This window comes from Amycolatopsis kentuckyensis (genome assembly GCF_002155975.1).
Taxonomy (GTDB): Bacteria; Actinomycetota; Actinomycetes; order Mycobacteriales; family Pseudonocardiaceae; genus Amycolatopsis; species Amycolatopsis kentuckyensis.
Genome location: NZ_MUMI01000278.1, coordinates 20,705 through 30,335 on the forward strand (window position 1 = coordinate 20,705; position 9,631 = coordinate 30,335).

The 9,631-nt window shown below is 72.7% G+C and carries 10 protein-coding genes; 7 read left to right on the plus strand and 3 right to left on the minus strand.

Annotated features, from left to right (window positions below; genetic code table 11):
- Positions 1–73: 73 nt before the first annotated feature.
- Genes CCN39_RS26300 through CCN39_RS26320 form a run of 5 tightly spaced genes read left to right on the plus strand, consistent with a single transcriptional unit; the run spans position 74 to position 5,535 of the window.
- Complete coding sequence (locus CCN39_RS26300; RefSeq protein WP_086846317.1) at positions 74–1,606, plus strand: FadD3 family acyl-CoA ligase; 1,533 nt, start codon at positions 74–76, stop codon at positions 1,604–1,606.
- On the plus strand, positions 1,603–2,448 hold the full coding sequence (locus CCN39_RS26305) for an enoyl-CoA hydratase (RefSeq protein WP_086846319.1): 846 nt from the start codon (positions 1,603–1,605) through the stop codon (positions 2,446–2,448). Before CCN39_RS26300 ends, CCN39_RS26305 begins: the two co-directional genes overlap by 4 nt.
- Positions 2,448–3,578, plus strand: a complete 1,131-nt coding sequence (locus CCN39_RS26310) for an acyl-CoA dehydrogenase family protein (RefSeq protein WP_086846321.1) — start codon at positions 2,448–2,450, stop codon at positions 3,576–3,578. The genes CCN39_RS26305 and CCN39_RS26310 overlap by 1 nt, the downstream gene beginning before the upstream one ends.
- Positions 3,575–4,495, plus strand: coding sequence for an acyl-CoA dehydrogenase family protein (locus tag CCN39_RS26315; protein ID WP_086846323.1), 921 nt, complete (start codon positions 3,575–3,577; stop codon positions 4,493–4,495). The genes CCN39_RS26310 and CCN39_RS26315 overlap by 4 nt, the downstream gene beginning before the upstream one ends.
- Complete coding sequence (locus CCN39_RS26320; RefSeq protein WP_208630383.1) at positions 4,492–5,535, plus strand: acyl-CoA dehydrogenase family protein; 1,044 nt, start codon at positions 4,492–4,494, stop codon at positions 5,533–5,535. Before CCN39_RS26315 ends, CCN39_RS26320 begins: the two co-directional genes overlap by 4 nt.
- Here the strand turns inward: CCN39_RS26320 and CCN39_RS26325 are convergent.
- A complete protein-coding gene (locus CCN39_RS26325) occupies positions 5,525–6,268 on the minus strand; it encodes a sigma-70 family RNA polymerase sigma factor (protein WP_086846325.1) in 744 nt (247 codons plus the stop codon). The two genes, CCN39_RS26320 and CCN39_RS26325, sit on opposite strands and share 11 nt — an antisense overlap.
- Before the next feature lie 102 nt (positions 6,269–6,370).
- Between CCN39_RS26325 and CCN39_RS26330 the strand changes: the two genes are divergently transcribed.
- Positions 6,371–6,715 carry a hypothetical protein gene (locus tag CCN39_RS26330; protein WP_244211014.1) on the plus strand — a complete coding sequence of 115 codons (345 nt, stop codon included), beginning with the start codon at positions 6,371–6,373 and terminating at the stop codon, positions 6,713–6,715.
- Here CCN39_RS26330 and CCN39_RS26335 read toward each other — a convergent pair.
- Positions 6,675–7,097, minus strand: coding sequence for a VOC family protein (locus CCN39_RS26335; protein WP_086846327.1), 423 nt, complete (start codon positions 7,095–7,097; stop codon positions 6,675–6,677). The genes CCN39_RS26330 and CCN39_RS26335 overlap by 41 nt on opposite strands.
- Positions 7,098–7,143: 46 nt before the next feature.
- Between CCN39_RS26335 and CCN39_RS26340 the strand changes: the two genes are divergently transcribed.
- Entirely contained in the window at positions 7,144–7,800 is a 657-nt protein-coding gene (locus CCN39_RS26340; protein ID WP_086846329.1) for a GntR family transcriptional regulator, read from the plus strand.
- 12 nt (positions 7,801–7,812) lie between these two features.
- Here the strand turns inward: CCN39_RS26340 and CCN39_RS26345 are convergent.
- On the minus strand, positions 7,813–9,631 hold a 1,819-nt coding region (locus CCN39_RS26345; RefSeq protein ID WP_086846331.1), incomplete at its 5' end, for a DNA/RNA non-specific endonuclease.

Consider the following 9,631-nt stretch of genomic DNA (forward strand, 5'->3'; position numbering starts at 1 on the left):
CTTGCTGCCGGGCCGGTCCGGCACCTAGGGTAATGAGAACACGTTCTACTTTGTCGGTCCAGAGGAGGCTGTGGTGGGACAGACCACGATCCCGGCCGTCGTCCGCGATGCGGCCGCGAAGTTCGGGTCCGCGGAGGCACTGGTCGACGGCTCGGTGCGGCTCGGCTACGACCAGCTTCTGGAACGTGTTCAAACCGTCGCGCGGGCGTTCGCCGCGTGCGGCGTCCAGCCGGGCGACCGGGTCGCGATCGCCCTGCCCAACACCCACCACTGGGTCTCGGCGGCGCTGGGCGCGCTCTACGCGGGCGCCACCCTGATCCCGGTCAACACCCGCTTCACCGCCACCGAGACGGTGGACCTGCTCGTCCGCGGCCGGGCCAGGGCGCTCGTCGTGGCCGCCGACTTCCTCGGCACCGACCGCCACGCCGCGATCCGGGAAACCGGCGTCGAGCTGCCGGACCTCGCCACGGTCGTCCGGGTCCCGCTGCACGAGCCGCACCGGCCGGTCGAGGGCACGCTGGGCTGGGCCGAGTTCCTGGCCTTGGCCGGGCGGGTCCCGCCGGCCGAAGCCGAGGCGCGGGCGGACGCCGTCGGCCCGGACGACGTCAGCGACATCCTCTTCACCTCCGGCACCAGCGGACGCTCCAAGGGCGTGCTCTCGGCGCACCGCCAGACGGTCGAGGTCGCCGCGGCGTGGGCGGACTGCGGCCAGGTCACCGCGGACGACCGGTACCTGGTGATCAACCCGTTCTTCCACAGCTTCGGCTACAAGGCCGGCATCGTGGTGGGCCTGCTGACCGGCGCGACGATCGTCCCGCAGGCGGTCTTCGACGTCCGCGAGGCGCTCAAGGTGATCGAGCGGGAGCGGATCTCCGTCCTGCCGGGAGCGCCGACGGTCTTCCAGTCGCTGCTGCACGAGCCGCGCAAGGGCGACCTGTCGTCGCTGCGGCTGGCGGTCACCGGAGCGGCCAGCGTGCCCGCTTCGCTGGTCCGGCGGATGGGGTCCGAGCTGGGCTTCGAGACGGTCCTGACCGCCTACGGCCTGACCGAAGCCGTCATGGTGACGATGTGCCGCCCCGGCGACCCGCCGGAACTCGTCGCGAGCACGTCGGGCCGGGCGACCGCGGGTTTCGAGGTCGCGATCCACGGTTCGCCGGGCGAGATCGTGCTGCGCGGGCCGAACGTGATGCTCGGCTACCTCGACGACCCCGAGGCGACAGCCGGGGCGATCGACGCGGAGGGCTGGCTGCACACCGGTGACGTCGGCGAGCTCGACGCCGCCGGCAACCTCACCATCACCGGCCGGCTCAAGGACATGTACATCTGCGGCGGCTTCAACGTCTACCCGGCGGAGGTCGAGAGCGCCCTGACCGAGCTGGCCGGGGTCCGCGACGTCGCCGTGGTCGGTGTCCCGGACGAACGGATGGGCGAGGTCGGCAAGGCGTTCGTCGTCGGATCCGGGCTGACCGAGGAGGCGGTCCTCGCCTTCTGCCGCGATCGGCTGGCCAACTACAAGAACCCGAAGTTCGTCGAGTTCGTGGACGCGCTGCCCCGCAACGCTTCCGGCAAGGTGCTGAAGCGGCTGCTGACCGAGGAGAACGCATGAGTGAATCGGTGGTCCGGTCCGAGCGGCGGGGGCCGGTCGCGGTGGTGACGATGAACCGGCCGGAGTACCGCAACGCCCAGAACTCGGCCATGACCTACGCGCTCGACGACGCCTTCACCGACGCGGTGAACGATCCCGAGGTCAAGGTGATCGTCCTGGCGGGGGCGGGGAAGCACTTCTCGGCGGGGCACGACATCGGTACGCCCGGGCGCGATGTGGACGTCCCCTTCGACCGGCGGGCGGTGCTGTGGTGGGACCACACCGATCGCGTCGGAGGCGACCAGCGGTTCGCGCGTGAGTCCGAGGTGTACCTGGGGATGTGCCGCCGGTGGCGGGAGATCCCGAAGCCCATGATCGCGAGCATCCAGGGCGCTTGCATCGCGGGTGGCCTGATGCTGGCGTGGGTGTGCGATCTCATCGTCGCTTCGGATGACGCCTTCTTCGCCGACCCGGTGGTGCGCATGGGGATTCCCGGTGTGGAGTACTTCGCCCACCCCTGGGTGCTCGGGCCTCGCGCGGCCAAGGAAGTGCTCTTCACCGGCGAACGCTTCACGGTCCAGCAGGCCAAGGAATGGGGGATGGTCACCCGGATCGTGCCGCGTGCGGAGCTGGAGGAGCGCACGCTGGAACTCGCGGAAAAGATCAGTGCGATGCCGCAGTTCGGGCTGGCGCTGGCGAAGAAGGCGGTCAACCAGGCCGAGGACCTGATGGGCCTGCGGTCGGGCATGGACTCCGTCTTCGGGCTGCATCACCTGGCGCACGCCCACAACGCCGAGACCTCGGAGGACTCGCTCGGTGGGCAGTCGGCGCGGTCGATGCGTGACGCGAACAAGGGGGCGTGATGGACCTCGACATCGACGAAGCCTCCGCCGCCTTCCGCGACGAGGCCCGCGAGTGGCTCGCCTCGCACGTCCGGTCGCTGCCGTCGATGGACACCGCCGAAGGCTTCCGAGCCCACCGGGAGTGGGAGGCCGAGCTGGCCGAGGCGCGGTGGTCGGTGGTGTCGTGGCCGGCCGAGTACCACGGCCGGGACGCGTCGATGCTGCAGTGGTTGTTGTTCGAGGAGGAGTACTACGCCTCGGGGGCGCCGGGCCGGGTGTCGCAGAACGGCATCTTCATGCTGGGCCCGACGTTGTTCGCGCACGGCACGCAGGAGCAGCGTGACCGCATCCTGCCGCCGATGGCGACCGGGGAGCAGGTGTGGGCGCAGGCGTGGTCGGAGCCGGAGGCGGGCAGCGACATCGCCGCGTTGCGGAGCACGGCGGTGCGTACCGGGGGTGGCTGGCTGCTGTCGGGCCAGAAGACCTGGAGTTCGCGGGCCACGTTCGCGGATCGGGCGTTCGGGCTGTTCCGGACCGACCCGGAAGGCCGGCGCCACCACGGCCTCACCTACTTCATGGTCGACTTGCGGGCCGAGGGCGTGACCGTGCGGCCGATCCCGCAGCTGGACGGCGAACCCGGCTTCGCGGAGATCTTCCTCGACGAGGTGTTCGTGCCGGATGCGGACGTGATCGGCGAGGTCGGGCAGGGCTGGCGGGTCGCGATGACCACCGCGAACAACGAGCGCGGCCTCTCGCTGCGCAGCCCGGGCCGGTTCCTGGCCGCGGCCGATCGGCTGGTGGAGCTCTGGCGGGAGCACGGCGAGCCACTGTCCACACGGGACCGGGTGGCGGATGCGTGGATCGGGGCGCGGGCCTACCAGCTCTACACGTTCGGCACGGTGAGCCGCCTGCAGGACGGGGGAGAGCTGGGTCCGGAGTCGAGCGTGAACAAGCTGTTCTGGTCGCACTTGGACGTGGAGCTGCACGAGACGGCGCTGGACGTGCTCGGCCCGGCCGCGGAAACCGACGAGGCCTGGGTGAACGGCTACCTGTTCTCCCTCGCCGGGCCGATCTACGGCGGCACCGACCAGATCCAGCGCAACACGATCGCCGAACGGCTGCTGAAGCTCCCGAGGGAGGCCCGCCGATGAGGTTCCGGCTCTCGCCCGAGCAACGGCAGTTCGCCGCGACGCTGCACGAGCTGCTCGGCGGGGCCGACACCGCGGCCGCCGTCCGGGCCTGGGCCGCGGGGGAGCACGACCGCGGCCTCAAGCTCTGGCGCGCGCTCGCCGACGTCGGTGTCTTCGCGCTGCTGGTCGACGAGGACCACGGCGGTCTCGGCGCCGGGACGGTCGACCTCGTGGTCGCCTGCGAAGCGCTCGGCTACCACGCCGTCCCGGGACCGGTCGTCGAGTCGGCCGCGGTCGCGCCGGCGTTGCTGACCGGGCACCGGCTCACCTCGCTCGCCGAGGGCGACCTCGTGGCCACCGTCGTCGCGCCACCGGAGGTCCCCCTGGCCCTCGACGCCGACATCGCGGGTGTCGTCCTCGACCTCACCGGTGCGCAGCTCACCGGAGCCGGGAGCGAGCCCGTTCGTTCGATCGATCCGCCGCGGCGGTTGTTCCGGATCCCGGCCGCGGCCGGGCCGCCGAGCGGCGTCGCGTTCGACCGCGGTGTCCTGGCCGTGGCCGCCCAGCTGCTGGGGGCGGGGCAGTGGCTCCTCGACACGTCGGTGGCGTACGCGAAACAACGCAAGCAGTACGGCCGGGCGATCGGCGAGTACCAGGCGATCAAGCACCTCCTCGCCGACGTCGCCACCCGGCTCGAACTGGCCCGGCCGCTGCTCCACGGCGCCGCCGTGGCGGGGGAGACCTTCGCCCGTGACGTCTCGGCGGCGAAGGTGCTGGCCGGGGACGCGGCTCACCTCGCCGCGCGGACCGCCCTGCAGGTGCACGGCGCCATCGGCTACACCGCCGAGCACGACCTCGGCCTCCGGCTGACGAAGGTCCGGGCCCTCGCCGGGGCCTGGGGGACCGGGTCGTTCCACCGGGCGCGGGTCCTGCGATGACCGATCCGCTGGAGACCGAGGAAGCCCGGGCGCTGCGGGACGCCGTCCGGGCCCTGCTGACCCGCCGGTCGGGACCGGAGGCGGTCCGGGCCGCGATGGACTCGCCGCTGGGCTACGACGACAAGCTGTGGTCGACGCTCTGCGAGCAGATCGGCGTCGCCGCCCTGGCGATCCCGGAGCACTACGGCGGCGCGGGCGCCGGGCTCGCCGAGGCGTGCGTCGTGCTGGCGGAACTCGGCCGGACGCTCACGCCCGCACCGATGCTGGGCTCGGCGGTGCTGTGCGGCGAAGCGCTGCTGCGCACCGGGAACGACGAAGCCTGCGAGCGGCTGCTGCCGGGCATCGCCGCGGGCACCACCCTGGCGGCGCTGGCCTGGTCCGGCGCGGACGGCCGGTGGACGCCGGCCCTGAGCGCGTCGGACGCGGGGCTCGACGGCCGCGCCCACTACGTCCTGGACGGCGACCTCGCCGACGTCCTGCTCGCGGTGGCCCGCACGGACGACGGGGCCGGTCTGTTCGAGCTGCCGCTCGACGGGGTCCGCCGCTCGCGCGTGACGAGCCTGGACCCGGGCCGGCGGCTCGCCGTCGTCGAGTGCGCTTCGGCGAAGGCACGCCGTCTCGACGTCGGCGGGTTCACCGAACAGCTGCGGCACCTGCGTGACACGGCGACGGTCGCCGTCGCCGCCGAGCAGGTCGGTGCGGCCGCACGGGCGTTGGAGCTGACGGTCGAGTACACGAAGCAACGCCGCCAGTTCGGCCGCCCGATCGGGTCGTTCCAGGCGCTGAAGCACCGGATGGCCGACGTGCACGTCCACGTCGAAGCGGCTCGCTCGGCGCTGTACGCGGCCCTGGTGGACGGTGACGCCGAGGCCGTCGCGACCGCGAAGGTCGTGTGCGGCGAGGCGTTCGCCCACGCCGCGGCGGAGATGATCCAGCTCCACGGCGGCATCGCGATCACCTGGGAGCACGACGCCCACCTGTTCTTCAAGCGGGCTCACGGGACCGCCCTGCTCTTCGGCGGCCCGGCGATCAGCCGGTGAGCCGGGCGGCCGCGCCGGGCAGCTCGCGGTTCGCCTCGTCGAGGCCGCGGACGACCAGCCGGCAGGACGGGCAGCCGGCGACGTGCTCGGCCACGACGCTCGCCCGGCGCGGCGGCAGCGCACCGCGGACCCAGGCACCCATCCGGCGCCGGGGTTCGCGGCAGCCCGGCTCGTCCGGCTCGGGCACCTGGACCTGCAGGTAGGCCTGCCGCAGTCCTTCCCGCGCCCGCATCGCCAGCGCCGCGACGCTGTTCGGCGACAGCCCGAGCAAGGGCGCCACCTCCATCGGGGTGCGGCCCTCGGCCTCGGTCCGCCACAGCACCGTCCGCCACCGGCCGGGCAGCGTGCAGTAGGCCGACCACACGAGCCGGGCGTTCGACCGGTGCAGGGCGAGTTCGTCGGCCCCCGCTCGAACCCGGAGCTCGGGAACGGTTGCCCGCAGCTCCACCCGGCTGCGCTGCCGGCTCCACCGGGCCACCAGATTGCGCAGGGTCACGACCAGGTAGGGCCGCAGGTCCCCGTGCGGCCCGCCGCCGGCCCGCACGATCGCCAGCACCCGGGTGAACGTCTCGGCCACGAGATCGTCCCGCTCGGCGGGCTGCCGCGCCCAGGCCCCGGCGGTCCGCCGCAACGGCTCGGCGTGCCGGCGGAACAGGCGCCCGGCCGCATCGAGATCCCCGGTCCGCAGGGCGGCGAGCAGCACGGCGTCCGGCTCGTCGTCGGCTGGTTCCATGATCCCCGGGTACCCCGGGTGCGGGGAAAAGCGGACCGGTCGGCCCGATCGGGTGGTTAAGCTCGTCCGGCGATCGACCGGATTTCGAGGGGGACGGACGGGGTGGACGGCGGGAGGTGGCACCGGGAGCGGCTGGTCCTCACCCGGTTCCGTGACGAGTGGACCGAGGCGCTGACCCGCGCCGGGGTGCCCGCCGGGACGCTCGTCGTCGAGATCGAGCCGGTGGCCGAACCCGGGCCCGGCATCGACTGGAACTGGTGGATCTCGTTCTCGCTCGGCGGCGTCACCCTCGACGCGATGGCCGCCGCCGGGCTGGAGACGCTGGCCTTCGAGGACGAGGCCGGCTACTTCGACGACGACGTGGCCCCGGGCGAGGTGGCGGACCACCTGCTTGGCCGGTGGCACCTCAGACCGCGAACACCTGGGCGTCGTCGGCGAAGGCCTTGAACTCCAGGGCGTTGCCGGCCGGGTCGAGCAGGAACATCGTCCACTGCTCGCCGGGCTGGCCCTCGAAGCGGACGTAGGGCTCGATCACGAACTTCGTGCCCGCCGCGCGCAACCGGTCGGCGAGGGCCTGGAACCGCTCGACGGTGAGGACCAGGCCGAAGTGCGGCACCGGCACGTCGTGGCCGTCGACCGGGTTGTGGACGCGCTCCGGGCCGGCCGGGGCCAGGTGCGTGACGAACTGGTGGCCGTGCAGGTTCCAGTCGACCCAGGTGTCGGCGCTGCGGCCCTGCTCGAGGCCGAGGACTTCGCCGTAGAACCGCCGGGCGGCGGCCAGGTCGTCCACCGGCATCGCCAGGTGGAAACGGGGGATGGACGGGGTCATGGGACTCCTTTCACCGAGGATCTTGTCTGGATGTTAACATTGCGACATGAATGGTTCGCTGGTTCCCGCGCGGCGCCGCGGGCTGGCCGACGAGGTCGCCGACCGGATCCGCGACGCGGTCTTCGACGGCGTCTACGCCCCCGGCAGCCAGCTGCGCGAAGTGGAGCTGGCGGAAGCGCTGGGCGTCAGCCGCGGTCCGGTCCGGGAGGCGCTGCTCAAACTGGAGCGGGAAGGTCTCGTGCGCAGCGAGTGGCACCGCGGGGCCACGGTGACCGCCCTGACCGGCGAGGACGTCACCGAGCTGGACAGCCTGCGGGCGGCCCTCGAGCAGCTGGCCGTCGAGCTGGTCCTCGCGCGCGCCGGTGAGGAGGCCCTCGCCGCGATCGACGCCGTGGTGCGGCGGATGGAACGCGCGCTCGACGAGCACGAGATGGTCCGGTGCGACCTCGAGTTCCACGACGCGGTCTACGCGGCCGCCGGGCACCGCCGGCTGCGCGAGGCCTGGCAGGCGATCCGCTCGCAGGTGCACCTGTTCCTGCTGACCCGGATCGGTGTCGCCACCGACGGCTACCTCACGGGCATCCCGGCGGAACACCGCGAGCTCGTGGCGGCCCTGCGTGCCCGCGACCGCGAGACGGCCCTCGCGCTGTTCGCCGAGCACCGCCGCCACGCCTTCGAAGTCCTCAGTGGACGGACGACCTAGCGCGGAGCGGCGTCAGAGCACCAGGTCCGCCGCGCTCCGGATCTCCTGGGCCTGGCTCGTGGACTCCAGGCCGGCGAGCGGGTCGGCGGCTTCGAGGTCGCCGAAGGACAGGCCGGTCAGCGCGGCGATCCGGCGGACCGGCACCTGGTACGTGCGGTAGGCGCCGTAGTCGAACCCCGTCGCCGCCTCCAGGCCGTGGATGAGTTCCTCCTGGCTCAGCAGGTACGCCGTCGCCGACAGCGTGCCGTCGGTCTTCACCATCGCGACGACCTTCCAGAACTGACGCGGCAGCTGCACCCCGCGGTACTGGTCGTCGTCCGCGGCCAGCACCGGGCCGGTCACCACGCTGACCTTCAGGTCGAAGTTGTCGGCGTTGTTCAGGACGTAGTCCTCGAGCCCGGCCCACGTCGTCTTGTTCTGGTTGAAGTCCTGGTGCTGCGGCGAGCAGTTCGTGAAGTGGAACGTGTCGTCGTTGCCGAGCTGCGCGATCGGCTCGGTGGCGCCCCACGCCGGGTCGAGCCGGCGGACCAGGTGCCCGCGATCCAGGGCGTTGGCCCGGTAGAGCTCCTCGCCGATCTGCTCGGTCACGGCCACGCGCGGGTCGAGCGACCAGTGGTCGGCTTCGCGCCGCAGGGACCGGCTCGTGCGCCCGTCGATGTTGACCGCGGTGAACATCGCCAGGCGCCGTTCCCGGTGCATGACGACGCTGAAGTGGTGGTACGGCAGGACGTACCGCGGCTCGCCGGTGGCCTGCCGGTTGACCGCCGCCAGTCCGGCGAGCGCGTCGGACAGGCCGGGCAGCGGCACGGTGTGCCCGGGCAGGAAGGCCGGGTCGTACCCCGCCCGGTTCGAGTAGTCGGGGTCGATCCGTCCCGTCACCGGTTCGGCGCGCAGCCGGATGTCGAACGGCATCGCGAGCTCCAGCACCGGCGAAGCGCCGTCGGCGGCGGCCGGCAGGGCGCGCTCGGGACGGGTGGCCAGCCCGTCGAGCAGCACCTGCTGCGCCGGGGTGACGGGCTGCTCCCGCAGGAACTTCAGCAGCTTGCTGACCCGGATGCCCTCGTTGAGGAACCCGCCGTACTCCGCGTGGCCCGCGGCCGGGACGCTCGCGTGGTGCAGCGCCACGATCTCCCACTGGTCGTTGAACACCGGTGAGCCGGACGACCCCGGTTCGGTGTCGGTTTCGTAGTGCAGGAACTCGTCGAGGACGTCGACGACCCGGTTTTCCCGCAGCGCCACCTGTTTCTTTCCGCCGCCGGGGTGCTGGACGATGGTGACGAAGTCACCGACGATGGCCTTGCCCTCGCTGCCGATCAGCCGGTTGAACCCGAAGGGCCGCAGCTCATCGGCGGTCGCCTTCACCGCGACGAGCGCGAAATCGAGCGCCCGGTCGGCGGCGAAGAAACGCCCGGGGTCGAGGGGGAAGGCCCGCACCGGCCGGGGCAGGCCGTCGATGCCGTCCTGGTAGTCGAACTCGATGAGGCTGAACCCGGCGGCCTCGGCGTCCGGCAGCACGTGGTGGTTGGTCAGCAGCAGTTCCGGCGACACGAGCGAGCCCGTGCCGTAGCCGACCAGCCGGCCTTGGGCGTTCCGGATGTTCACCCGGCCGACGGCGCTCGAAGCCGTGACGCCGCCTTCGAGGTAGCCCACGCCGAGCAGGTCGTTCGTGAGAACGATGCGTTCGAGGATCGCGCCCGCGGCCGTCATCGCCGCCGGGTCCCCGGCCGCGATCGCCGCCGGGCTCACCGGCCGGACGTCGGGGTAGTAGCGGCCGAGCCGGTCGATCCGGGTCGCCACCCGGCTCGGCTCGTCGGCCTCGGCGATGCCGCCG